The organism is Streptomyces sp. NPDC031365, assembly GCF_055569765.1.
Genome location: NZ_JBVIIM010000005.1, coordinates 167,266 through 190,581, shown reverse-complemented (window position 1 = coordinate 190,581; position 23,316 = coordinate 167,266). Strand labels below are relative to the sequence as shown.

The 23,316-nt window shown below is 71.6% G+C and carries 23 protein-coding genes and 1 pseudogene; 14 read left to right on the top strand and 10 right to left on the bottom strand.

All coding sequences use genetic code 11. From position 1 onward, the window contains the following. Positions 1-156: 156 nt before the first annotated feature. On the top strand, positions 157-339 hold the full coding sequence (locus ACZ5C2_RS10950; protein ID WP_468788910.1) for a hypothetical protein: 183 nt from the start codon (positions 157-159) through the stop codon (positions 337-339). A gap of 48 nt (positions 340-387) precedes the next feature. Further along, positions 388-468, top strand: a pseudogene (locus ACZ5C2_RS10945) (GNAT family N-acetyltransferase); the annotation flags it as partial. Positions 469-512: 44 nt separating this feature from the next. Here ACZ5C2_RS10945 and ACZ5C2_RS10940 read toward each other — a convergent pair. Beyond that, the gene (locus ACZ5C2_RS10940) at positions 513-908 is read right to left on the bottom strand and encodes a VOC family protein (protein WP_468788908.1); all 396 of its coding nucleotides are present in this window, start codon (positions 906-908) and stop codon (positions 513-515) included. Between the two features lie 234 nt (positions 909-1,142). Beyond that, entirely contained in the window at positions 1,143-1,778 is a 636-nt protein-coding gene (locus ACZ5C2_RS10935; protein WP_468788906.1) for a MerR family transcriptional regulator, read from the bottom strand. A gap of 88 nt (positions 1,779-1,866) precedes the next feature. On the opposite strand from ACZ5C2_RS10935, the gene ACZ5C2_RS10930 reads away from it, so the two are divergent. Further along, positions 1,867-2,319 carry a DUF3291 domain-containing protein gene (locus ACZ5C2_RS10930; protein ID WP_468788904.1) on the top strand — a complete coding sequence of 151 codons (453 nt, stop codon included), beginning with the start codon at positions 1,867-1,869 and terminating at the stop codon, positions 2,317-2,319. Between the two features lie 82 nt (positions 2,320-2,401). Further along, complete coding sequence (locus ACZ5C2_RS10925) at positions 2,402-5,422, top strand: alpha-mannosidase (protein ID WP_468788903.1); 3,021 nt, start codon at positions 2,402-2,404, stop codon at positions 5,420-5,422. A 421-nt stretch (positions 5,423-5,843) separates the two neighbouring features. Here the strand turns inward: ACZ5C2_RS10925 and ACZ5C2_RS10920 are convergent, their stop codons facing one another. Next, positions 5,844-7,265 carry a lipase maturation factor family protein gene (locus ACZ5C2_RS10920; RefSeq protein ID WP_468788901.1) on the bottom strand — a complete coding sequence of 474 codons (1,422 nt, stop codon included), beginning with the start codon at positions 7,263-7,265 and terminating at the stop codon, positions 5,844-5,846. A gap of 146 nt (positions 7,266-7,411) precedes the next feature. Here ACZ5C2_RS10920 and ACZ5C2_RS10915 point away from each other — a divergent pair, with 146 nt between their 5' ends. Continuing rightward, on the top strand, positions 7,412-9,526 hold the full coding sequence (locus tag ACZ5C2_RS10915) for a SpoIIE family protein phosphatase (protein WP_468788899.1): 2,115 nt from the start codon (positions 7,412-7,414) through the stop codon (positions 9,524-9,526). 31 nt (positions 9,527-9,557) lie between these two features. Beyond that, positions 9,558-10,421: an Fpg/Nei family DNA glycosylase gene (locus tag ACZ5C2_RS10910; protein WP_468788897.1), complete on the top strand. Its 864-nt coding sequence runs from the start codon at positions 9,558-9,560 to the stop codon at positions 10,419-10,421. 20 nt (positions 10,422-10,441) lie between these two features. On the opposite strand, the gene ACZ5C2_RS10905 is transcribed toward ACZ5C2_RS10910, so the two are convergent. From ACZ5C2_RS10905 to ACZ5C2_RS10895, 3 genes are all read right to left on the bottom strand, one after another. Next, on the bottom strand, positions 10,442-11,095 hold the full coding sequence (locus tag ACZ5C2_RS10905; protein WP_468788895.1) for a zf-HC2 domain-containing protein: 654 nt from the start codon (positions 11,093-11,095) through the stop codon (positions 10,442-10,444). 151 nt (positions 11,096-11,246) lie between these two features. Continuing rightward, entirely contained in the window at positions 11,247-11,768 is a 522-nt protein-coding gene (locus tag ACZ5C2_RS10900; RefSeq protein WP_468788893.1) for a hypothetical protein, read from the bottom strand. Between the two features lie 136 nt (positions 11,769-11,904). Then, positions 11,905-12,450, bottom strand: coding sequence for a sigma-70 family RNA polymerase sigma factor (locus ACZ5C2_RS10895; protein ID WP_468789142.1), 546 nt, complete (start codon positions 12,448-12,450; stop codon positions 11,905-11,907). Positions 12,451-12,661: 211 nt separating this feature from the next. On the opposite strand from ACZ5C2_RS10895, the gene ACZ5C2_RS10890 reads away from it, so the two are divergent. Beyond that, positions 12,662-13,816, top strand: coding sequence for a CapA family protein (locus tag ACZ5C2_RS10890; RefSeq protein WP_468788891.1), 1,155 nt, complete (start codon positions 12,662-12,664; stop codon positions 13,814-13,816). 124 nt (positions 13,817-13,940) lie between these two features. Here the strand turns inward: ACZ5C2_RS10890 and ACZ5C2_RS10885 are convergent, their stop codons facing one another. Next, complete coding sequence (locus ACZ5C2_RS10885) at positions 13,941-14,402, bottom strand: universal stress protein (RefSeq protein ID WP_468788889.1); 462 nt, start codon at positions 14,400-14,402, stop codon at positions 13,941-13,943. 146 nt (positions 14,403-14,548) lie between these two features. Here ACZ5C2_RS10885 and ACZ5C2_RS10880 point away from each other — a divergent pair, with 146 nt between their 5' ends. After that, positions 14,549-15,385, top strand: a complete 837-nt coding sequence (locus ACZ5C2_RS10880) for a polysaccharide deacetylase family protein (RefSeq protein WP_468788887.1) — start codon at positions 14,549-14,551, stop codon at positions 15,383-15,385. Positions 15,386-15,418: 33 nt separating this feature from the next. Here the strand turns inward: ACZ5C2_RS10880 and ACZ5C2_RS10875 are convergent, their stop codons facing one another. Beyond that, a complete protein-coding gene (locus ACZ5C2_RS10875) occupies positions 15,419-16,087 on the bottom strand; it encodes a class F sortase (RefSeq protein ID WP_468788885.1) in 669 nt (222 codons plus the stop codon). A gap of 334 nt (positions 16,088-16,421) precedes the next feature. Between ACZ5C2_RS10875 and ACZ5C2_RS10870 the strand changes: the two genes are divergently transcribed. Beyond that, complete coding sequence (locus ACZ5C2_RS10870; protein WP_468788883.1) at positions 16,422-16,919, top strand: hypothetical protein; 498 nt, start codon at positions 16,422-16,424, stop codon at positions 16,917-16,919. A 98-nt stretch (positions 16,920-17,017) separates the two neighbouring features. On the opposite strand, the gene ACZ5C2_RS10865 is transcribed toward ACZ5C2_RS10870, so the two are convergent. Beyond that, a complete protein-coding gene (locus ACZ5C2_RS10865) occupies positions 17,018-17,782 on the bottom strand; it encodes a bestrophin-like domain (protein WP_468788881.1) in 765 nt (254 codons plus the stop codon). A gap of 36 nt (positions 17,783-17,818) precedes the next feature. Next, positions 17,819-17,998 (bottom strand): hypothetical protein, encoded by a 180-nt coding sequence (locus ACZ5C2_RS10860; protein ID WP_468788879.1) that lies wholly within the window; start codon positions 17,996-17,998, stop codon positions 17,819-17,821. A 262-nt stretch (positions 17,999-18,260) separates the two neighbouring features. Between ACZ5C2_RS10860 and ACZ5C2_RS10855 the strand changes: the two genes are divergently transcribed. The 5 genes from ACZ5C2_RS10855 to ACZ5C2_RS10835 all read left to right on the top strand — a co-directional run bounded on the left by ACZ5C2_RS10855 (position 18,261) and on the right by ACZ5C2_RS10835 (position 23,304). Next, on the top strand, positions 18,261-18,410 hold the full coding sequence (locus ACZ5C2_RS10855; RefSeq protein WP_468788877.1) for a hypothetical protein: 150 nt from the start codon (positions 18,261-18,263) through the stop codon (positions 18,408-18,410). A 201-nt stretch (positions 18,411-18,611) separates the two neighbouring features. Beyond that, entirely contained in the window at positions 18,612-19,544 is a 933-nt protein-coding gene (locus ACZ5C2_RS10850) for an SCO0930 family lipoprotein (protein ID WP_468788875.1), read from the top strand. Positions 19,545-19,866: 322 nt separating this feature from the next. Further along, positions 19,867-20,679: an SAM-dependent methyltransferase gene (locus ACZ5C2_RS10845; RefSeq protein ID WP_468788873.1), complete on the top strand. Its 813-nt coding sequence runs from the start codon at positions 19,867-19,869 to the stop codon at positions 20,677-20,679. Further along, entirely contained in the window at positions 20,676-22,817 is a 2,142-nt protein-coding gene (locus ACZ5C2_RS10840; protein ID WP_468788871.1) for a putative bifunctional diguanylate cyclase/phosphodiesterase, read from the top strand. The genes ACZ5C2_RS10845 and ACZ5C2_RS10840 overlap by 4 nt, the downstream gene beginning before the upstream one ends. A 112-nt stretch (positions 22,818-22,929) precedes the next feature. Next, a complete protein-coding gene (locus tag ACZ5C2_RS10835) occupies positions 22,930-23,304 on the top strand; it encodes a nuclear transport factor 2 family protein (protein ID WP_468788869.1) in 375 nt (124 codons plus the stop codon). Positions 23,305-23,316 lie beyond the last annotated feature (12 nt).

Sequence of the window (23,316 nt, the reverse complement as noted above, 5' to 3'; positions counted from 1 at the left end):
TCTGGGACCAGCCGGTTCACAACGGCCTGCTCTTCCCGAGTTACCGGCGCCACCGCGTCCGAACGGCTTTCGACTCAGACCCGAGCGGACGTCAGGCGCCAGGCACAGGGCCGACGCGGAACGTCCCTAGGGTGACCGACACATAAGGAGTGCGCGGTGACACCGGAGCAGACGAAAAGCGAAGAGCGCCCCAAGGAACGCCCGGAACGCCCGGAACGTCCCGGGCGCAGGCCCGGAGAGCTCGGCAGTCTCGACGTGTGGGCCCGTTCGGCCCCCATCCGCCTCGCCGGCTACGAGGACGACCTCGCCGAGCCGCACATCCTGCCCAGCGTCGACTGACGCGGGTCACACGCTCGGCCGAACCGCGGGCGTGCCGGACTCGCGCCCGTGCCGATCAGGGAAGCGTCCCCCGGTGACTGGCCGCGCGTCTGGCCGTTCTGGCACCGCATCGTCGCCGCCGGTGGAACCTGCTGTACGTCATGGGCAAGGCGCTGTGACCGTGACGGCGGACGTCAGGGGCGGATGTACGGACGGGTCATGATCTCCATGTTGTGGCCGTCCGGGTCGTCGAAGTAGGCGCCGCGTCCGCCGAAGAGGCCGTTGACCCTGCCGGGCTCCGTGTGGTCGGGGTCCGCGAAGTAGGTGACGCCGGCCGCCTCCAGTCGCGCGATCATGGCGTCGAACCGCTCCTCCGGTACGAGGAACGCGTAGTGCTGGGGCTGGACCGGTTCGTCCCTCTTCTCGTAGTAGTCGAGGGTCACGCCGTTGCCCAGGTCGACCGGGAGGAACGGGCCGAACGGGGCGCCGACCTCCAGTCCCAGGACGCCGGCGAGGAACTCGGCGGAGGTCCGGCGGTCACGGGCGTAGACGGCGGTGTGGTTCAGTTCGATGTGCTGTGCTTCGGGCATGGCTGGACGCGTCTCCAGTTCTGCTTTCCATGGTTTCCGCGCAGGGGGGCGCGGCGGGAAGGGGAACGCGGAGAAGGGGGCGGACCACGGCCTCGTGCGGGCGGGGACAGGCCCCGCACCGGTCTCACACCGAGGCCGGGAGCACCTTACGTGTATGGCCTACGGCCGACCCGGCAGTCACCCGGCCGACCCTAGGCGCTCGCGGCCGGTCACGGCAAGATCCGAACGGGATTCCTAGCAGGGCCCGCCCTCGTGGTGGCGTGCCGTCGACTCGTTCTCCTGGGCGAGCCGCCGCAGGGCCATCAGCGCCGGTTCCAGCAGGAAGGTCAGCAGTACCGCCTGCTCGGCCTTCTCCAGCGGGTCCGTGATCGCCCCGATCCGGTCCAGGTCGTGCCGGGCCGTCCGTTCCGCGAGTTCGGCGTAGGGGAGCAGCGCCTGCCAGTCGTACGCGACGTCCAGCGAGCGCAGGGTCCTCAGCGTCCGATCGATGATCCGGCGGGCCGGGTTGGACTCGGAGACCGACCAGCCCATCGCGTCGACCAGGGCGGTGGCCTCGGGGTTCGCCTCTGCCTCGGCCGTGTCCGGCACGCCCGCGGAGGGCGGCCGGATGCCGAACGCGATGCCGAGCACCTCGTGCGGGTCGCTCCGGTGCTCGGTCATCGCGTCCAGGATCTGCTTGGCCGCCGCCACGGACAGTCCGCGCACGCCGATGAGCGCGCGGATCAGCCGCAGCCTGCGCAGATGGGTCTCGTCGTACTCGGCCTGGGTTGCCGCGGTGGCCCGGCCGGGCGGCAGCAGACCCTCGCGCAGGTAGTACTTGATCGTCGCGTTGGGCACCCCGCTGCGACGGCTGAGTTCCGAGATTCGCATGTGCTTTCCCCGCTTTCCCCTGGCAATTGGGTAGTATCACTGTCTAATCTGGATAGTGTCACTCACCAACTGTGGAGGCGAGACTGTCGTGCCTACTCTTCCCTGGGTCACGCCCAACCCGGCGCGCCCCGACACCGACGCCTACGTCATGGCCTCCCGCTTCGAGGTGCGGTCACTGAAGGACGTCCCCCGCTTCTTCCTGAAGTCGCTCTCCGCCTGGGGCCAGGTCCGCAAGGCGCCCGGAGCACTGGGCGCCTCCCTCGAGGCCAGGCCCTTCGGCAAGGTCTTCTACACGCTGTCCGCGTGGGAGAGCCGGGAGGCCCTCTACGCCTACGCGCGGACCGAACCGCACAAGAGCGTCATGACCGGTGTGCGCGAGACGATGCGCGACTCGACGTTCACCTTCTGGGAGGTACCCGTCGACCGGCTGCCGATCGACTGGGACGACGCCAAGCGCCGCATCGAGAACCGGGCACGGACACGAGCCGGCACCCCGGACGGTCACGGCGGAACCCCGCACGGTCACGACACCGCGCGCTGAACGGCACCCTGGTTCGAACGGGCGGGCGCCGGGGGAGTGGTACCCCTGGTGACCACCCGACCTCAACCCCGGAGCGCCCCGCATGCATGACGACCGCAGCCTGGTCGAGGCCCGCCTCAAGCGCGTCCTCGACGAGCGCATCCGCCCCGCCGTGTATCCCGGGTCCGTACCGCTCGAGGTCGCGGTGTGGCACGCCCCGGGAGAGCCCGTCCCCGTCGCCGAGGGCCTGGCCGCCGAACCCCGGCCCGTCGAGGTGGGCACCCGGTGGGGCGCTCCCTGGGGCACCAGCTGGTTCCGGGTCACCGGGACCGTCCCCGAGGCCTGGGCCGGGAAGACGGTGGAGGCGGTCCTCGACCTCGGTTTCGACGAGAACATGCCCGGCTTCCAGTGCGAGGGTCTGGTCTACCGGCCCGACGGCACCCCCGTGAAGGGCCTGAACCCGCGCAACCAGTGGGTGCGGATCGCCGCGCCCGCCCGGGGCGGGGAGGAGGTGCGTCTGCACATCGAGGCCGCCTCCAACCCCGTCATCCTGGACTACCACCCCTTCCTGCCGACCCGGCTGGGCGACAAGGACACCGCGGGCGGCGAACCCCAGTACCGGCTCGCCCGCATGGATCTCGCCGTGTTCGACGAGACGGTCTGGCAGCTGGTGATCGACCTCGAGGTGCTCGGCGAGCTGATGGCCGAACTGCCGGCCGACGCGCCCCGCCGCTGGGAGGTCCTGCGCGCGGTGGACCGGGCCCTGGACGCCGTGGACCTTCAGGATGTGAACGGCACGGCGGAGCATGCCCGTTCGTGCCTCACCGACGTGCTGTCCGCGCCCGCGGTCGCCTCGGCGCACCGCGTCAGCGCGGTCGGCCACGCGCACATCGACTCGGCATGGCTGTGGCCGCTGCGCGAGACCGTGCGCAAGGTCGCCCGGACGACCGCCAACATGACCGCCCTGCTCGACGACGAGCCCGAGTTCGTCTTCGCCATGTCGCAGGCCCAGCAGTGGGCATGGGTGAAGGAACACCGGCCCGAGGTGTGGGCGCGGGTGAAGAAGGCGGCCGCCGGCGGACGGTTCGTGCCGGCCGGCGGCATGTGGGTGGAGTCGGACACCAACATGCCCGGCTCCGAGGCGATGGCCCGGCAGTTCGTGCACGGCAAGCGGTTCTTCCTCGACGAGTTCGGCGTCGAGAACGACGAGGCCTGGCTGCCGGACACCTTCGGCTTCGCCGCCGGACTGCCCCAGATCATCAGGGCCGCGGGCGCCAAGTACCTGCTGACCCAGAAGATCTCCTGGTCCAGGACGAACAGCTTCCCGCACCACACCTTCCGCTGGGAGGGCATCGACGGTAGCCGCGTCTTCACCCACTTCCCGCCCGTCGACACCTACAACTGCTCCATGAAGGGCGGCGAGATCGCCCACGCCGTCCGCAACTTCAAGGACAAAGGCGCGGCACGCCACTCCCTCGCACCCACCGGATGGGGTGACGGGGGTGGCGGCACCACCCGCGAGATGGTCGCCAAGGCGGCCCGGATGCGGGACCTGGAGGGTTCGGCGACGGTGACCTGGGAGCCACCGTCCGCGTTCTTCGCCAAGGCCGAGGCGGAGTACCCCGAACCACCCGTCTGGGTCGGCGAGCTCTACCTGGAACTGCACCGCGCCACCCTCACCAGCCAGGCCGGCACCAAACAGGGCAACCGCCGCAGCGAACACCTGCTGCGCGAGGCCGAACTGTGGGCGGCGACCGCCTCCGTACGGACCGGATCCGCCTACCCGTACGAGGAGTTGGAACGGATCTGGAAGACGGTGCTGCTGCACCAGTTCCACGACATCCTGCCCGGCTCCTCCATCGCCTGGGTGCACCGCGAGGCCCGCGCCACCTACGCCCGGATCGCCGGGGAACTGAACGACATCATCGACGCGGCCCAGCGCGCCCTGGCCGGCGAGGGAACGGTGCCGCTGGTCTTCAACGCGGCCCCGCACTCCCGCTCGGGCGTCCCGGCGGGCGGGGCGCGTCCCGCCTCCTTCGAGGGCCGTACGACCCTCGAAACGCGCCCCGGTGGCGGGCACATCCTCGACAACGGCCTGCTCCGGGTCGAGGTCGACGACCGCGGCCTGGTGGTCTCCGCCCACGACATCGGGGCCGATCGCGAAACCATCGCCCCGGGGCGGGCCGGTAACCTGCTCCAGCTCCACCCGGACCTGCCCAACATGTGGGACGCGTGGGACGTCGACGCGTTCTACCGCAACACGGTCACCGATCTGACCGGCACGGACGAGGTGACGGCCGGTGAGGACGGCGCCTCGGTACGGATCGTCCGCTCCTTCGGGGACTCCCGGGTCACCCAGATGCTGTCACTGCCGCCGGGGGAGCGGCGGCTGGTGGTGGACACCGAGGTCGACTGGCACGAGACGGAGAAGTTCCTCAAGCTCGCCTTCCCGCTCGACCTGCACACCGAACGGTACGCGTCCGAAACACAGTTCGGGCACGTCTTCCGGCCCACCCACACCAACACCTCATGGGAGGTAGCCAGGTTCGAGGCCTGCAACCACCGCTTCGTCCACCTCCAGGAGCCGGGATGGGGCGTCGCGGTCGTCAACGACTCGACGTACGGCCACGATGTGACCCGCACGGTCCGCGGCGACGGCGACCGCGGTACGACCACGACGGTCCGGGTCTCCCTGCTGCGCGCCCCGCGCTTCCCCGACCCGGAGACGGACCAGGGGGTGCACCGCTTCCGCCACGCACTGGTGCCGGGCGCCTCGATCGGCGACGCCGTGCGCGAGGGCTGGCGGGTCAATCTGCCCGAGCGGCGGCTCACCGGGGCCGGTGAGGTCGCCCCGCTGATCACCGTCGACCGGGACGCGGTCGTGGTCACAGCGGTCAAACTGGCCGACGACGGCAGCGGCGATGTCGTGGTCCGTTTCCACGAGGCACACGGTGCCCGCGTCCGTGCCACGCTCACCACCGGTTTCGCCGCCACCCGCGTCGAGGTGACCGACCTGCTGGAACGCCCGCTCGCGGACACGGAGGCGCCCGCTGCCGACGGCGACCGGATCACCGTGCGCCTGCGACCCTTCGAGCTGGTGACCCTGCGGCTGAGGAGGGACTGACGCGGTCGGCCCCGAGCCGGGTGCGCAGCCACTCCTCCACGCGCCCACCTGCGCCCCGGCCGCCCGCGCCGCCTCCGGGTCGCGGGCGGCCGGGGCGGGGCAGATCGCGGCATGCCCGCGCCGGGCGCGGCCGACGGCGCCTTCCTCCTGGCGGCCGTGCCGGACCCGGGCCCGGAAGGTCTGTGGGGACAGGCCCTTGAGGACCGCGGCCGTCGGTCTCGTTGCCGGTGGCCGCTGAGCTCCACGGTGGAAGGGCCAGGGCGTGGGCGAGGATCAGACCGTCCGATCCTCGGTTCGGACTGGCCGGTGCGCACCGTGGCGGCGGTGTACGGCGACGTCCTCGCCGCCGGGCGGGCACCGACCCCCACCGCCTCGACTCCACCGGACGCCACGAGTTCTTCGAGGCCGCCCCCACCCGCGTCTACGGTCTCCGGGCCGACCCCGCCAGCCGCGTCGGCGGCAGGAACTCCCGTACGTAGGTCCGCTCCCAGCACGCGCCCGTCTCCCGCAACTCCCGCCAGGTCGTGTACCGGTAGCGGAAGAGGCGGGCGCGGACGTGCCGGGGCGGCGCGTCCGCGGGGAACGGGGAGCGGCGCAGCAGCCTCAGTGTGTCCCGGTCGTTCTCCAGCAGACGCTCCACCAGCGCCCCGAACCACGGGCCGGCGTACGCGGGCGACAGCGCGGCGAACCACATCAGCCAGTCGAGCCGCAGATGGTACGGCGCGAACTGCCGCGGCCAGCGCCGCGGATCACCCGGCTTGCCCTTGAACTCGTACTCCCGCCAGTCGCCGTCCTCCCGGGGCACCTCGTCCGCCGTGCCCTCCACGACCACCTCGTAACGGATCCTGCTGACGCTGCCGAACGCCCCGTAGGTGTTGACCAGGTGCAGCGGGTCGAAGGAGCGGTTCATCACCTGGCGGCGGGAGAGCATGTTGCGGGCCGGCTGCCAGGAGAGGCCGAGCAGCAGCGCGGACACCGCCAGCACGACCACCACAAACCACAGCGGCGTTCCGGACACCGGGGGCGGATCGGCCGGGAAGGCGATCACCGGCAGGGCGAGCACGATGGTGATCCAGTTCAGCCACGCGAAGTTGCCGGACAGCACCAGCCACAGCTGGGTGACGATCATCAGCGCGGCGGCGGCCGTGGCGACCGGCTGCGGGGCGAACAGCAGGAACGGCACGACCAACTGGGTGACATGGTTCGCCGCCGCCTCGATGCGGTGCAGCGGCTTCGGCAGATGATGGAAGAACCAGCTCAGCGGCCCGGGCATCGGCTGGGTCTCGTGATGGTGGTCCAGGCAGGTCAGCTTCCGCCAGCACGCGTCGCCGCGCATCTTGATCAGCCCCGCGCCGAACTCCACCCGGAAGAGGATCCACCGCAGCAGGAACAGCACCACGACCGGCGGCGCCACCTCGTCGTTGCCGAGGAACACGGCGAGGAAACCGACCTCCAGCAGCAGCGACTCCCAGCCGAACGAGTACCAGGTCTGCCCCACATTGACGACCGACAGGTACAGCGCCCACGGCACCAGCCACAGCAGCATCCCGCCCCACAGCGGAAGCAGGGAGTCCAGCCCCGCGAGCAGAGCCGCCGACACCGCGCAGCCCGCCCACGCGCACATCGCGAAGAACCGGTCCGAGTAGTGCCAGTGGAACAGGCTCGGCGAGCGGCGCAGCGGCACCCGCTCCACGAACCGGGGCACCGGCAGCATGCCGCGCTCCCCGATCAGGGCGCGGAACTGCAGGGCCGCCGTCAGGAAGGCGATCAGGTACAGCCCGGCCAGCGCCCGCTGGAAGACCATCCGGCTCAGCCAGTAGTCGGATGCGGTGAACCACTCCATGGCCCCGCGCTCCCTCCGCGTCGTCCCGCCCGGACCTCTGTGACTCTCCGTATACCACCCGGTCGCGTGGGAAACCCGTGTGAGAGAACCGGGCAGAACCGGGCGCTGCGGTCGAAGAATCGCGTGAATCCTGGCAAGGTGGCCCCATGTCTGATCGGGGAGCGAGCCCCCTGTCACTCCCGGACGACTGGCCGGACCACCCGGATCCGATCCTGGTGCTCAACCGCATGGGCAGCTTCGACTGGGACCTGGACGCCGGGGTGCTGCAGATGGATGCCCAGGCGCACGAGATCTTCGACGTGCGCCCCGACGAGTACGACAACCGGCCCGAGACCCTGGCGATGCGGGTACCGTCGGCGGAGGCCCTGCGGCTGGACGCCGCCGTCTCTCTGGCGCTGAAGAACGGCAGCGAGAACTACGGCGCCTACTTCCGCGTCCGCCTGCGCGACGGCGCACTGCGCTGGACCCACACCCAGGGCTGCATCCGCCGGGACGAGACCGGCCGGCCCCGCCGCATCATCGGAATCATCCGGGACGCCACCCAGGAACTGAGCGACACCGAGGCCCGGCGTGCGCAGGCCGAGCAGAAGGACGCCCGCCGTCGGCAGACCAACATCGTCCAGCTCACCACCGCCGCCCTCGCCCACGCCCGCACCGTGCGGGAGGTCATCGACGCCCTCAAGGACACCCACGGACTCACCCATCTGGGCGCGACCAGTCTCGTCATGGGACTGGTCGAGGCGGGCCGGATCCGGCTCATCGCCGAGGGGCCCGACGGCAGCTTCGTCGAGGGCACCCGCGTCACCCGGATAGACGATCCCTATCCGATGAGCGAGGTGGTGCGGACGCTCGGCCCGCGCTTCATCGAGTCACCCGAGGAGTTCGCCGAACGCTATCCGGGGCTCTGGCAGAACATCTCCGGCCTGAACATCACCTCGGCCGCCTATCTGCCGCTCATCGTCCAGGCCCGTCCGATCGGCGCCATGGGCCTGCTCTACAGCGACCGGCGCGGCTTCTCCGCCGAGGAGCGCAACATATTGGTCGCCCTGGGCAGCAGCATCGCGCAGAGCCTGCAGCGCGCCAGGTTCTACGAGCAGGAGATGGACCTCGCGCAAGGGCTTCAGCAGGCCATGCTGCCGCGTACCATCCCCAGCGTGCCGGGCGCCGACCTCGCCGTGCGCTACCGCGCCGCCACCATCGGCGGCACCTTCGGCCGGGACATCGGCGGCGACTGGTACGACCTGATCCCGCTGCCCGGGAGTACCACCTCCGGGGGAGGCCGGGTCGGCGCAGTCATCGGCGACGTCCAGGGCCACGACACGCACGCCGCCGCCGTCATGGGCCAGTTGCGCATCGTGCTGCGGGCCTACGCCGCCGAGGGGCATCCGCCGGCCACCGTCATGGCCCGCGCCTCCGTGTTCCTGAACGAGCTGGACACCGACCGCTCCGCGACCTGCCTCTACGCCGAGGCCGACCTCTCCACCGGCGTGCTCCAGGTGGTGCGGGCCGGCCACATCGACCCGCTGGTCCGCCGCACCGACGGTTCCTGCCACCGCGTCCCCGTCCCCGGCGGGCTGCCGCTCGGCCTGTCCGCGGAGTTCGGAGGGCTCGACTACCCGGTCGGCACGATAGAGCTCGACCCCGGCGACACCCTGCTGCTGTGCACCGACGGTCTGGTCGAACAGCCCGGTGCCGACCTCGACGACGGCATGGAAATGCTGTGCGCGCTGATCACCGTCGGCCCCGACGACGTACGTGACCTCGCCGACCGGCTCATCGACGTCGCCGAAGAACGCGGCGGTGACGACGACGTGGCGCTGCTCCTTCTGCGCCGGCGCGCGCTGGACGGCCCGCGCTCCGGCGGCCGGCTCAAGCAGTACGTGCCGCCCGGCGATCCCGGAGCGCTCTCCGAGACCCGCCGCATGATCCGCACGGCGGTCAGCGCGTGGGGGGCGCGGGAGAGGGCCGACGAGATCGAACTGGTCGCCGACGAGATGATCACCAACGTGCTGATGCACACCGAGGGGACCGCGGTCGTCACCCTCAGGGTCCTCACCGGCAAGGACCGGCGACTGCGCGTGGAGGTCGAGGACTCCTCCAGCGCCCTGCCGCGCCGCCGCGAGGCCGGCGAGTCGGGTGTCTCCGGCAGGGGGCTGCTCCTGGTCGAGATGCTCACGGACGTCTGGGGCGTGGAGGCGCGGGGCGGCGGCAAGTGCGTGTGGAGCGAGTTCGTGGTGGACAAGGGGGCCGAACCGGTCTGATCCGCCCGCTCGCCGGTGGCACTCTGGACGTATGCCGGAACTCCCCGAGGTCGAGGCGCTCAAGGACTTCCTGTCCGAGCACCTGACCGGCCATGAGATCGTCCGGGTGCTGCCCGTGGCGATCAGCGTCCTGAAGACGTACGACCCGCCGCTCACGGCCGTCGAGGGCCGCGAGGTCACCGCCGTGCGCCGGCACGGCAAGTTCCTCGCTCTTCGCACGGACGGCGGACCGTACTTCGTCACCCATCTGGCCCGCGCGGGCTGGCTGCAGTGGAAGGACCGCCTCCCCAGCGGTCGGCCCCGCCCCGGCAAGGGACCGCTGGCCCTGCGGGTCGCCCTGGAGACCGGCGCGGGCTTCGACCTCACGGAGGCGGGAACCCAGAAGCGGCTCGCGGTGTACCTCGTGGCGGACCCGGAAGAGGTGCCGGGCATCGCCCGGCTGGGCCCTGACCCGCTGGCCGACGACTTCGACGAGCGGCGTCTGGCGGACCTGCTGGCCGGGGAGCGCCGCCGCATCAAGGGCGCCCTGCGGGACCAGAGCCTCATCGCGGGGGTGGGGAACGCCTACAGCGACGAGATCCTGCACGCGGCGGGCATGTCTCCCTACAAGCCGGCCGGTTCCCTCACCGCGGAGGAGACCACCCGCCTGTACGGGGCCCTGCGCGCCACCCTCACTGAGGCGGTGGAACGCTCCCGGGGGGTCGCGGCCGGGCGGCTGAAGGCCGAGAAGAAGAGCGGCCTCAGGGTCCACGGCCGCACCGGCGAGACCTGCCCGGTGTGCGGGGACACCATCCGTGAGGTCTCCTTCAGCGACTCCTCGCTGCAGTACTGCCCGACCTGCCAGACCGGCGGCAGGCCGCTGGCCGACCGCAGGCTCTCCCGCCTGCTGAAATGAGCCTCGGCCGGGCTCGGGCGTCAACCGGCGTGCAGCGTCACCAGGTGCTCGCCGTCCGCGGTACGTACCTCGTACCGGGCGATCTCCTCGGGGTGCATGGCGGAGCCGCTCAGCATCGTGTTGGGGCGGGCGTCGTGCCGGGGCACGCTCCAGTTGGTCACCGTCTCCTCGGAGCCGTCCCGGCCGATGACCACCAGCCGGCAGCGGCGAGGCCCCGCGCCGTCCTTGACCTTCAGTTCCACGTGGCTGCCCCAGGCCTCGTCCTGCGTCGTCACCTCAGCCCACACCCCGGACCGCTCGTCGGTCGCCGCGATGCTCACGGTGCTTTCGCCGCCGTCCCGCGCCATCACCGCGACGGCCGGCGCGGACACCGCGATCACCACCGAGGCGGCCAGCGCCAGCAGCAGCCGGCGACGCCCCGCGCGGTCGCGGGCCGCGACCTGCGACAGCAGCCGGTCCAGCATCCTCGGACCGGGCTTGGCCAGTGGGTGCACCGGTCGCGGGGTGGCGCTCCGGTACAGCATCAACTGGCGTGCCGCAGGGCCGAATTCGGTCACCTGGACGGCACAGCTCGGGCACTCCATGAGGTGGTCCTCGAAGCGGAACGCCTCCGCCTCGTCCAGCACGCCGAGCGCGTAGGCGCCGACGTCGCGATGCCTCTCCAGGGACCTCATGCCGAATCCTCGTGCCTTTGGGTGCGGGTGGGGTTACTCCTTGCTCCCACCGGTACGCACCAGTCGGCCGAATCACTCAAGCCACGTGCCGAATCGTAACCAAAGGATTCGGAGCCCTCCGGCCCGCGGATTGGTCGGATTTCCGGGGAACCTAGAAAAGGTGGATGGCGAGGTGGCCGAGCGGCAGACCGAGCTCCCAGGCCGGCGTCCACACCTTGGGCCCCTCGTCCTCGCCGCCCACCGCGCCGCCGCCCGGCACCGCGTTGAGATCCGGCGCCAGCAGCTCCGTCTCCCGCAGCCAGCGCCAGGCCTCCCGCGCCAGTTCCAGATCGGGATCGGGGGCGGTCCGGGCGGGCGCGGCGGCGTCCGCGGCCAGATCGGCCAGGCGGCCCTGCACCCACTCCTGCCACGGCTGGTCGTGCGCGGTCAGCGACAGCCAGGTCTCCAGCTGGGTGATCACCCGGATGCCGGACAGCTCGCCGTCGGTGTCGGACAGGAAGACGGTCAGCGCCAGCGCGTCCCGGCCGGCCCGGAACTCGAAGGACGCCGTCGGCATGAGGTCACCGCTGCGCAGCAGTTCGTCGGCGATGTACTCGGCGTACAACCAGGCCATGGGGACGGTCAGTTCACCGTCACCCGTGCCGTCCGTGCTCTCTCGACCTCTGTGCAGCATCCCTTCCTGCCTTCCTCCGGTGCGTGCGCGTCGCCCGAACCCGGGTCCTCGGTCCGGAACACGGATGAGGACAGCCGATTACCCAACCGGGGTCGTCGGCAAGGCGCTTTACGGAGGTTTGACCCGACGGTTGGTTTCACCGCATGTCGGAGGCGTATCCGGGAAGCACCCGGCGCAGGGCGCGCAGCGCGTAGTACGCGCGGGACTTCACGGTACCGGGCGGGATCCCGAGGGCCGTGGCGGCTTCCGCCACACTCGCCCCCTGGAAATACACGAGCACCAGGACTTCACGGTGCTCCGGAGTGAGTGTCTTCACAGCCTCGCGGACATCGAGCGTCGCCGCGGCCCGCTCGGCATGGTCGGAGATCACCCGTGCGTTCTCCAGCACGGCGTCCCCGACCTCGGCCGGACGGGCCTGCCGGGCCCGTCGGGCGTCGATCGCGAGCCGTCGCCCCACGGTCAGCAGCCAGGGCCGTACGGAGTCGAAGTCCTCGGCCCGCAGCGCCTCGGGGTGCTGCCAGGCGCGTACCAGCGTCTCCTGGACCAGATCCTCCGCACGCTGCCGGTCCCCGTCGCAGAGCCGGAGCAGCAGCGCGAAGAGGGGCCGGCCGTGCTCGCGCTGCAGTGCGGCGAGCTCGTGCTCGGCGGTCGTCCCGTTCGTGAGTGTGATTCCGGCCGTCATGGCCGTATGCCAGCGCACGGCGTCCTTCGGGGACAGGGCGTGCACAGGAGCGTGCGGCGGACGGTCGATCGCGTCGGCGAACGGTTCGACGAACGGTCGAGGTGGCCGTTCGCGCACGCCGGACGGCCTAAAGAGCGTGTCGGAGCGACCGGCGGAACGATGCGGCTTCTTACCTGTTTATCCATAAATACGACTACGGCGGGGTGAAATGATGATCACACGCAGTCGGCAGGTGGCCCTCCTCCTGACCGTCGTCCTCGCCGCGGGCGCCGCCTGCCAGGCCCGTGACCAGCGCCTACCGGAACCGGGGCGTCCGGCCCCGTCCGCGACGGGGCACCGCGGATTCACCCTGGTCGCCTCCGGCGACGTACTGCCCCACACCTCGATCATCGAACGCGCCCGCTACGACGCCGGCGGCACCGGCTACGACTTCCGGCCAATGCTCTCCGGCATCCGCTCCGTCGTCGCTCCGGCGGACATCGCGCTGTGCCATATGGAGACCGTCTACGGCGCCGACGGCGACTACACCGGCTATCCCCTCTTCAGATCCCCGCCCGAGGTGGCCCACGGCCTCGCCGCCACCGGCTACGACGGCTGCTCCACTGCCTCCAACCACACGCTCGACGACGGCGCGGACGGCATTCGCCGCACCCTGGACGCCCTCGACCGGGCGGGCGTGCGGCACGCCGGCTCGGCGCGCAGCGAACGGGAGGCCCGCACGGCGACCATGCTGCGCGCGGGCGGGGCACGTGTCGCCCATCTCGCCTACACCTACGACACCAACGGTCTCCCGCTGCCCCCGGACCAGCCGTGGGCGGTCGATCTCGTCGACGAGGCGAGGATCGTCGCGGACGCGCGGGCAGCCCGGAGGGCCGGAGCCGATGTCGTCGTGGTCTCCCCGCACTGGGGCACCGAATGGCAGGACGCCCCGGACCGGCGGCAGATCGACCTGGCCCGCTCGCTCACCGCGTCGACCACCGGCGGCCGCCCCGACATCGACCTGATCCTCGGCACCCACGCCCATGTCCCGCAGGCGTACGAGAAGGTCAACGGCACCTGGGTGATCTACGGGATGGGAGACCAGATCGCCGGTGAGATGACCAACCACGACGGCGTCCAGGACCCGCGCGGCAACCAGTCCACCCTGGGCCGCTTCACCTTCGCCCCGCCGAAACGCCCCGGCGGACGCTGGGAGGTGACCCGCGCCGAGTTCGTCCCGCAGCTCTTCGACGTGGACGCCGGACGGGCCGTCAACCTCAACCAGGCACTCGCCAGGGGCGCCGAGGTGCGGTCCGTGCGTGACCGCATCCGGGACGTGGTCCTGAGCAGGGGCGCGGCGCAGGACGGGCTCGTGATGGGGGAGTGAGCGCACTCAGCCGGCGTCCACGAGGTCCAGCGCCCCGAGCAGTCACCCGCGGTGGGCGGGACGGGGAAGCACTCCACCGGAGAAGACGCCTCACGTGGCGACCCACGACCTCAGAACCAGGTCACTAGGGAACCACCGTCACCGGCCAACGCCCGGCCTTCACGAGCCGTACCGCGACCGATCCGATGAGCCGGTGGCCCGCCTGCTCGGAGGCACCGACCACCACCGCGTCGGCCCTGAGGTCGTCCGCCGCCTTCACCAGGCCGTTGTACGGGTCGCCGCGGAAGGTGTGGAACTCCCAGCGGATGTCGTAGATCCCCTTGATCCGCTCCATCGCCTCCCGGATCTGCGTCACCAGCTCCTCGGCGATCTCCTCCGTCGTGCCGGCCACCGGCGCGCCGAGTGCCGCACCCGCCGCCAGCACCGGCTGCACGTACACGACGGCGAGCAGGGCGCCCTGACGCCGGGCCAGCCCGGAGGCGTACGCCGCCGCGCGCAGCGAGGAGTCGGAGCCGTCCACGCCGGCCACGATCACCTTCGGGCCGTCCGTGCCCCGTTCGAACCGATGGGCTCCTTGTTCCGTCACGGCAGCGAGGCTAGCGGACCGCGTCGCCCCGGCCGCCACACGTCCCTGGAGGTCCGCCGCCCCTCACTGCGCCGACCGGGTGAAAACATGCGGCCACACCGGTGTCGCCGAGGTGCGTCGGCCCTCCGAGGGGCGACTGATGAGTCATGCAGAAGGATCAGTTGCTCACCCGGCGCCGGGCCTTGCTCGCGGGCGCCGCCACCCTGGGCGCGGCGGGTGTCGCCGCGGCGCTCTCACCGGGCGCCGGGGACCCGGCCGGACCTCCGGCGCCGCCTGCCGCCGGCGCCCGGGCCGCCCGCCGGCCGCTCAAGCCCTCCGAGTACCGCCTGAGGCCCCTGACCGGCTACGGACCGCCGCGCACGACCGGCAGGACCCCTGTGCGCGAGGAACCGCTGCTGCGGGTGTCCGGACGCGGGCGCACCATGGTGCTGACCTTCGACGACGGGCCCGACCCCCGGTACACCCCGCAGATCCTGGACACACTGGCCCGCTACGAGGTGCGTGCGATGTTCTTCGTGTGCGGGGAGATGGTGGCGGGGAACCGGGACCTGCTGGCCCGGATGGCCGACGAGGGACACGTGGTCGGCAACCACACCTGGAGCCACCCCCTGCTCACCCGGCTCGGCAGCCGCCGGATCCGCTCCGAGATGGAACGCACCTGCGACATCGTCGAGAAGGCCTTCGGTGAACGCCCCGAATGGTTCCGCGCACCCTACGGCGCCTGGAACCGCGCCGCCTTCCGGATCGGCGCCGAGCTGGGCATGGAACCCATGGCCTGGACGGTCGACACCCTCGACTGGACCACGCCGGGCGCCGCGACCATCGTCGACCGGGTGGAGGGCGGCGCCGCCCCCGGCGTCGTGGTGCTCTCGCACGACGCCGGGGGCGACCGTTCGCAGAGCGTGCGGGCCCTGCGCGCCTATCTGCCCGGACTGCTGGACTCCGGCTACCACATCACCGTGCCCCGCCGGCAGTACGCCTGAGCGGCCCCCGCCCGCCCGGACGGGGGCAGCCGCTCAGCGGACCTCGGCCAGGCGGGCGAAGGCGACGACGTTCCCGTCGTACCCGTTCTGCTGGGAGAAGCCGCCGCCGCAGGTGATGACCCGCAGCTCCGCCGTCCCCTTGGAGGCGTAGACCCGGTCGCCGGGGAAGTCGTTCTTCGCGAAGACCTCGATGCCGTAGATCTCGAACACGGCCGTCTTCCCGTCCCCCCGCTCGATCTCGACGCGGTTTCCCTTCTTCAGCGCCCCGAGCCCGTAGAACACCGCGGGCCCCTGCGCGTTGTCGACATGGCCGACGACGACCGCCGTACCCTTCTCGCCCGGCGAGACCGCCCCGGTGAACCAGCCCGCGAGATGGGGGTCCTCCGGCGGCGGCGCGTCCACCCAGCCCTCCGCGTCCAGGCCCACCGGCACGACCGGCGCGTCCACCTGGATCGCCGGGATCCGGACCCGGCCCGGAGCCGCGTACGGCAGTGGCTGCATCGCCGGGACGGTGACTTCGCCGGGCGTCCGGCTGTCGGCGGCGGCCGCTCCGGCCGGCTGGGGCGGGCCCACGTCGAACTCCCCCGAACCGTTCCGCAGGAGCGCGAGGCCGGTCAGCAGAACCAGCGCTATCACGCCCCACGGGGCGCGCTTCCTCCGCCGCGCCTCCCATTCGGCTTCGTCCGGCTCGAAAGCAGACATTCGCCTTCCCCTCTCGACACGGCCGTCGCCGTACCACTCGCGCATGACGAAAACGCTAGGCGGCACTTGCGCAACCGGCGACGGGGCAGCGGCGAACGGATGACGGGGAGGAGGCGGGGTGCGCCATCCGGGGCGCGGCCGACGAAGATTTTCTGACGGTCCGTGACCTGCGGCGATATCCTCCCGCACGGCTCCCCGCGAGGGGCTCTCCTCACCGGTACGGACCATTGCCGAAATGCGGTCCGGCGCAGGGCAACTGAGGGTCTTTCTGGGAGGCGCTTTCTCGCCGATCGGACCGGGGACGGGACCCGGGGCGTCTCCCGCGGAGGATCACATGCGCAACTCACGTGCCCTGGCGGCCGCCGGTGCCGCCGTCGCCGTCCTGGGGGTCGCCGCCCCGGCGGCCGTCGCGGACTCCGGCCGGGTTCCCAACCCGTCCAACATCGTCGCCCTGCCCAGTGTCATCGCCCGTGGCGGCCAGCTGACCATCACGGTCGACGGCTGCCCCAACGGCGGTACGGCGACCTCCAACGCGTTCCCGAGGACCAATCTGACGCCCATCCACGGCGCCAACAACACCTCGAAGGGCACCGCCACCGTCGATGACGAAGCCCGCGCCGGCTCCTACGACATCACGGTCCACTGCTCCGGCAGGAGCCTGACCCGCCCGGCCGCGTTCACCGTCATCGGCGGCGTCCGCGGCGGTATCGGCGGCAGCAGCACCAGCGGGGCCACGCCCACCGACATGGCCATCGGCGGCACGCTGGTGGCCGCGGCGGTCGTCGGCAGCGGTGTCTTCTGGATGCGCCGCCGCGCCGAGAAGAGGATCTGAGCCGCTGTTCTCCTCGGTCCCGTTTCGTACGCGTTCGAAAGGCCGCGCCCCGGATCCCGCCGGATCCGGGGCGAAGCTCTGCTTCCCCGCGAGCGGGCTCAGCCGCCGAGGTGCGGGAAGAACCTCAGGAACGGGTCCGCCGACGCGGCCAGGCCCCGGCTGTACGGCGCGTCGAAGTCCCAGATGAGGAAGAGCAGGAAGGCGATCAGCGCGGAGAACAGCCCGGCGAGAACCATCTCCCGGGGGGTGCGCCGGATCTGCAGAGCGAAGATCATCCCGATGGTGATGGCGGCCCCCGAGAGCAGCCCGAACCACACCACGCCCGGCATGGTCTCCCCGGTCGACTCGGCCCGCGCGCTGCGTGCCTCGTCGGCGGCGGCCACCTGGTCCACGAGCGGCTGGTAGGCCTGCGCCTCGAAGTCCGTCCGCGGCTGGTAATCGGTGACGTCCCGGCGGAGCCGGGCGAGCAGTTCCTCGCCGCGCCCGGTGACCTCGCCCTCGTCGGCCATGGCCCGCCACTCGGTGGTGACGACGTGTCCGACATAGGCGTTGACATCATCCCGGATGCGGTCGCGCACCTCGGCGGGGTAGACCCGGACCCGCTCCGTGACCTCGTGCAGGGCCACCGCCTCCGCCCGTACGTGGTCCTGGGCCGCGCTGCGTCCCTCCCAGACGCCCGCGATGGCGAGACCGAGCACGATGGCGTACACCACCCCGATCCACATGGTCATGTACTCGATGACGTCCGGGGTCTCGCTGGTGTCCTCGTCGTCGGCGGCCCTGCGGTGCCGCAGAAGGGTGATGGCCACCACAACGGCACACGCGGCGAGCATCGCGAGGGTGAGAACAAGCCATTCCGGCAAGAGATGCCTCCAGAAGGGGTCGGGGCGGGGCGGTCCTCAGCGCGGACGGAGCGCGGCGACGGCGACCACCGCGGGCATCGTGATGAGCAGGACGAAGGTGAGCGGTGACGTGGCGCCGCCGGAGGGCTTCCGGGCCGGGGCCGCGCGGTACGCCGGGTAGTGCACCGGTGTCGCGGACGGCCGCGGCTTCGGTGCGGCCGACGGGGTCGGCGGCAAGGCCGCAGCGGGGCGTGACGGCGGCGGTGCCGGGGCGAGTGCCGGTGCCGGTGCCGGACGGGCGTGGTGCGGCGGTGGAGGGGCCGCGGGCGCCGGACGGGCCGCGGGCGGTGGAGGGGGTGAGGGGTTCCGGGTCGGGCTGGGGCTCGGGCTCGGCGGGGGAGGCGTGGTCGGCGAGGGCGGGGGCGGGGGTGTCGGAGAGGGCGTGGGGGCCGGCGCCGGGGACGGGAGAGTCGGTACGCAGGGCGGAGGGCCGGTCCAGGTGACGCCGACCGCGACCGCGACCGCCTCCGTGCCGGCCGGTCCCGTCGAGGCGTACGCGCAGGCGTCGGCCACCGCCGCGCCGGGTGCGCCGACGAGCGCCCAGACCAGCGTCGTCGCAGCCAACGCACGGGCCGTGGCGCGGGATTGAGTCGGTACGAGTGGTTGCACGACGAGGATCATGAGGCGGGAACCGTCCGGTCACGCGCGGGAGGCCGGTGATTGCCCCGAAGGAGTTAATGAAAGAAAACCGGGCCGCCGTTGAACACAACGCGTGCCTTCGTGCGTACCCATCGTCGAGCGGCGGCACAGCAGGGCGCTGCAAGACCCTGGCGATGATGTGGAGTTGACGATGAAGACCACCTGGCGTACCGCCTCACTGGTGGCGAGCGCCGCGGCGGTGCTGGCCCTGACCACCGCGTGCGGTCAGGACGCCCCGCCGCCCGCTTCCAGCCAGAACGTGGGTGCCACGGCCGCGGCCGGGGACTACGGCAGCGCCGCCAGCGGCGGTGACAAGGCCGGCGGCGGACCGGCCGCCGCGAGCCCTTCCAACACCGCGGGCGAGCTGAACGTCTCGACCAACGCCGAACTGGGCAAGGTGGTGACCGACAACCTCGGTCTGACCCTGTACCGCTTCGACCAGGACACCGCCGAGCCGCCCACGTCCAACTGTGAGGACGACTGCGCCAAGACCTGGCCGCCGGTGCCCGCGGACGACGCCTCGGCCGGCGAGGGCATCGACGAGTCGCTGCTCGGGGAGGTGGCCCGGGCCGACGGCACCAAGCAGCTCACCATCGACGGCTGGCCCGCCTACCGCTACGTCAAGGACGTCAACGCGGGTGACGTGAAGGGCCAGGGGGTGGGCGGCAAGTGGTTCGCGCTGACCCCCGAGGGCAAGAAGGCGCAGGCGGCCGTGCAGGCCGGCCTGTCCACCCGGCAGGATCCCAAGCTCGGCGAGATCGTCGTCGACAAGAACGGCAAGACGGTCTACCGCTTCATGAAGGACGAGGCCTGGCCGAAGCCTGTGTCGGCCTGCACCGGTGAATGCCTGGAGAAGTGGCCCGTGGTGGCGCCGGTCGACTTCGAGGACACCAAGGGCATCCAGAAGAAGAACTACATGATCTTCACCCGCCCGGACGGGGCCGCCCAGCAGACGATCAACTGCTGGCCCATCTACACCTTCGCCGGTGACAAGGCCGCCGGCGACACCAACGGTCAGGGAGTCGGTGGCACCTGGTACGCCGTACGCCCCGACGGAAAGCCGGTCGGCGCTTCGGAGAAGTAGAACAACCTCCCCAGGTGTCGTCCACTTCGGATGCCGCCGGCCGAGTGTCCGCCCCTCCGCAGCCCGCGGAGGGGCGGACCGTTTTGCCGTGATTCACCTGAACCCATGGAATGTCCTGCGCTTCCCCGCCTGCTTCTCCGCACGCCGGCACACTCCGGAATACCGCGGACACTTCACGTCACCGGAATGAGCAGGACGATTCGGCACGTGCCACGGGCAGTGACCGGGAACGGATGGTCAATTTCCGTTTGGGGTCGCTCCATTGGCGGGCGATCAGTAGCCTCCTGTCGAACACCGGATCGCCTACGCCTTGGAGAGATACATGGAGCGTCCCGCCTGGGCCCCCCGGAGCATCGACATCACGGTGCCCAGCGTCTCCCGGATGTACGACTACTACCTGGGCGGTTCGCACAACTTCGAGGTCGACCGCGAAGCGGCCCGCAAGGCCATGGAGTTCATGCCGGGACTGCCCAAGATCATGCAGGCGAACCGGGCGTTCATGCGGCGGGCGGTACGTTTCGCCGCAGCCGAGGGCATCACCCAGTTCCTGGACATCGGCTCCGGCATCCCGACCTTCGGCAACGTCCACGAAGTGGCCCAGGCGGCCGATCCGGACGCGCGCGTGATGTACGTGGACCACGACCCGGTGGCCGTGGCCCACAGTCAGGCGGTGCTAGGCGGCAACGACGGCGCGGACATCCTCGCCGCGGACCTCCGCAAGCCGCAGGAGATCCTGAACAGCCCCGAAGTGCGGCGGCTGATCGACCTGAATCGGCCAGTGGCGCTGCTTCTCGTTGCCATACTGCATTTCGTGGAAGACGCGGACGACCCGTATGCGGCGGTGGCCGAACTGCGCGAGGCACTCGCGCCCGGCAGCATGCTCGTGCTCACCCATGCCTCGTACGACGGGATCCCGCTGCCGCCGGAGCGGGCCGTGGGGGCGGTGGACGTGTACCAGAACATTCGCAACCCGCTGATCATGCGCACGCGCGACGAGATCGCGCGGTTCTTCGAGGGGTACGACATGGTGGAACCCGGACTGGTGCCGATGCCGCAGTGGCGGCCGGACACCGCACCGGAGGACGAGGATCCCTACGCCTTCTCCGGTTTCGCGGGCGTGGGGCGTACGGCGTGAGCGCGGAGCCGGACGGGCCGGAGGACAGACTGCGCCGGTTCGCGACGATCTGGAGCCGGGCGGTCTTCCCGGTGACCTCGACCTCGTCGACCCGCCCGGAGTTCGAGGCGCGTCTGCTGCCGCTGGCCCGCCGGCTGAGCGAGGCACTGCGGGCCAGGTCGTTCGACGCGGACGCGGGCAGGGCGGCCGGCGCCGCCCTGGTGCACGCTCACTGCACCGACCCGGAGGCGCTCAGCCGGACCCTGGACTGCGTGGACGCCTATCTCGTCCTGTACTGCGGCCAGGACGGCGACCGTGAGGATCTCAGGGCGCGCAGCGCCAGGCTCCAGCACGCCATGGCCGCGGGGTTCGCGCAGGCACTGCGCGAGCGGACGCTGGCCGAACAGGAGGCCGTCGCACGGGCCGCGCTGGAGGCACAGGGCGTCGTGGCGCAGGCGCTGCACGCCACCGAGGCCCGGTTCCGCGCGGTCTTCGAGGGCGCGGCCATAGGCATTGGCATCGCCGATCTGGAGGGCAACATCCTGCAGGTCAACGGCGCACTGCGGCGCATGTTCGGACTGTCAGAGCAGAGCCTGCGCGGCCGCAAGGTCAAGGACTGGGTGCACCCCGACGACGCCCCGCAGACCTGGCGGCTCTACGACGAGCTGGTGAGCGGCGAACGCGAGCACTACCACCTCGAGAAGGCCTTCTACCGCCCGGACGGAACGGTCCTGTGGACCAACCTGACGGTGTCCCTGCTGCGCGACCCCGACGGCGCCCCGCAGTACCAGCTCGCCCTCATGGAGGACACCACCGAGCGGCGGCTGCTCAACCTCCGGCTGCGCTACGAGGCCACCCACGACGCGCTCACCGGTCTGCCCAACCGGACGTTCTTCTTCGAGCGCCTGGAGAAGGCGCTCGGCGCCGGCGAGGGCCAGCGGTTCGGACTGTGCTACCTCGACCTGGACGGTTTCAAGACCGTCAACGACAGCCTCGGGCATGCGGCGGGCGACCGGCTGCTCGTCGAGGTCGCCGACCGGCTCCAGTCCTGCGCCACCGCGCCCGGCGAGATGGTGGCCCGGCTCGGCGGCGACGAGTTCGTGGCGCTGACCACCGGTTCCGACACCCAGCGCACGGTCGACGAGCTCGCCGCCCGCATCATGAACGCGCTGCTCGCCCCGATGAGCGTCGACGGCCGAGAGCTGACCGTGCGCGGCAGCATCGGCATCGTCGAAGGGCCGGCCGGGGAACGCAGCGCGGCGGAGGTGCTGCGCAGCGCCGACATCACCATGTACCGGGCCAAGTCGGCGGGCGGCAACCGCTTCGAGCTCGCCGATCCGGAGGCCGACGCCCGCGCCATCACCCGCCACGGGCTCACCACGGCGCTGCCGGCGGCCCTGGAGCGGGGCGAGTTCTTCATCGAGTACCAGCCGCTGGTGCACCTCGGTGACGGCAGCGTCCGGGGGGCGGAGGCGCTGGTGCGCTGGCTGCACCCGCAGCACGGGGTGCTCTCCCCGGACCGCTTCATCCCGCTCGCCGAGCACACGGGACTCATCGTGCCGCTGGGCCGCTGGGTGCTGGAGCAGTCCGTGCGCCAGGCCCGCGAGTGGCGGGACCGTCATGGGGGCGAGGCACTCGGTCCGCTGCGCATCAACGTGAACCTCTCGCCCTGCCAGCTCACCCATCCCGGCCTGGTCCAGGACACCGTGGACATCCTGGAGCGCACCGGCGTGGCCCCCGACGCGCTGTGTCTGGAGGTCACCGAGTCGGCGCTGATCGGCGCGGACGACGATCTGCTCAAACCCCTGCGCCGTCTGGCGGAGATGGGTGTCGACATCGCCCTCGACGACTTCGGCACCGGCTACTCCAACCTCGCCAACCTGCGCCGCCTCCCGGTGAGCGTTCTGAAGCTGGACCGCTCCTTCACCCAGAGCATGCAGCAGTTCCCGGCCGATCCCGTCGACCTGAAGATCGTCGAGGGTATCGTCTCCCTGGCCCACAGCCTGGACCTCGCGGTCACCGTGGAGGGTGTGGAGACCGGCGCGCAGGCCGAACAGCTCCGCATCCTGGGCTGCGACACGGCGCAGGGCTGGTACTACGCCCGTCCGGGCCCGCCGGACCGTCTCCACGAGCTGGCCCTCGTGGACGCGACGGGCTAGCCGCCCGGCGACTCGGGTCGTACGGCGGCTCCGGGTGCGCCGTGGCCGCTCGCGCGGTTCCTCGCGCCCCTGAGGCGTGCGGCCGGAACGGACGGAGAGAGATCGGGTGGGGATGAGCCAGGGGAGAGACCCGGTGCGGGCGGCGATCGCGGGGGAGCTGCGGCTGATGGACCCTGCCGTGCGGTCCTCGCGAGCCGAGGTCACACGTCTGCTGGACCCGGAGTTCACCGAGGTGGGGGCCTCGGGGCGGCGTTACACGTATGCCGAGATGATCGCCGAACTGCCCGACCACCCGGGCGGCACGGCGGACGGCCCGCTCTACGAGCCGTCGGAGATCACCGGCGTCCTCCTGGCCCCCAACCTGGTCCACCTCACCTACGAAACCCACTTCGCCGGCCACCGGGCCCTGCGCAGCTCCCTGTGGCGCAAGCACGACGACGACGCGGGATGGCGCATGTACTACCACCAAGGCACCCCAATCCCTTAGGGGCGCGGGGAA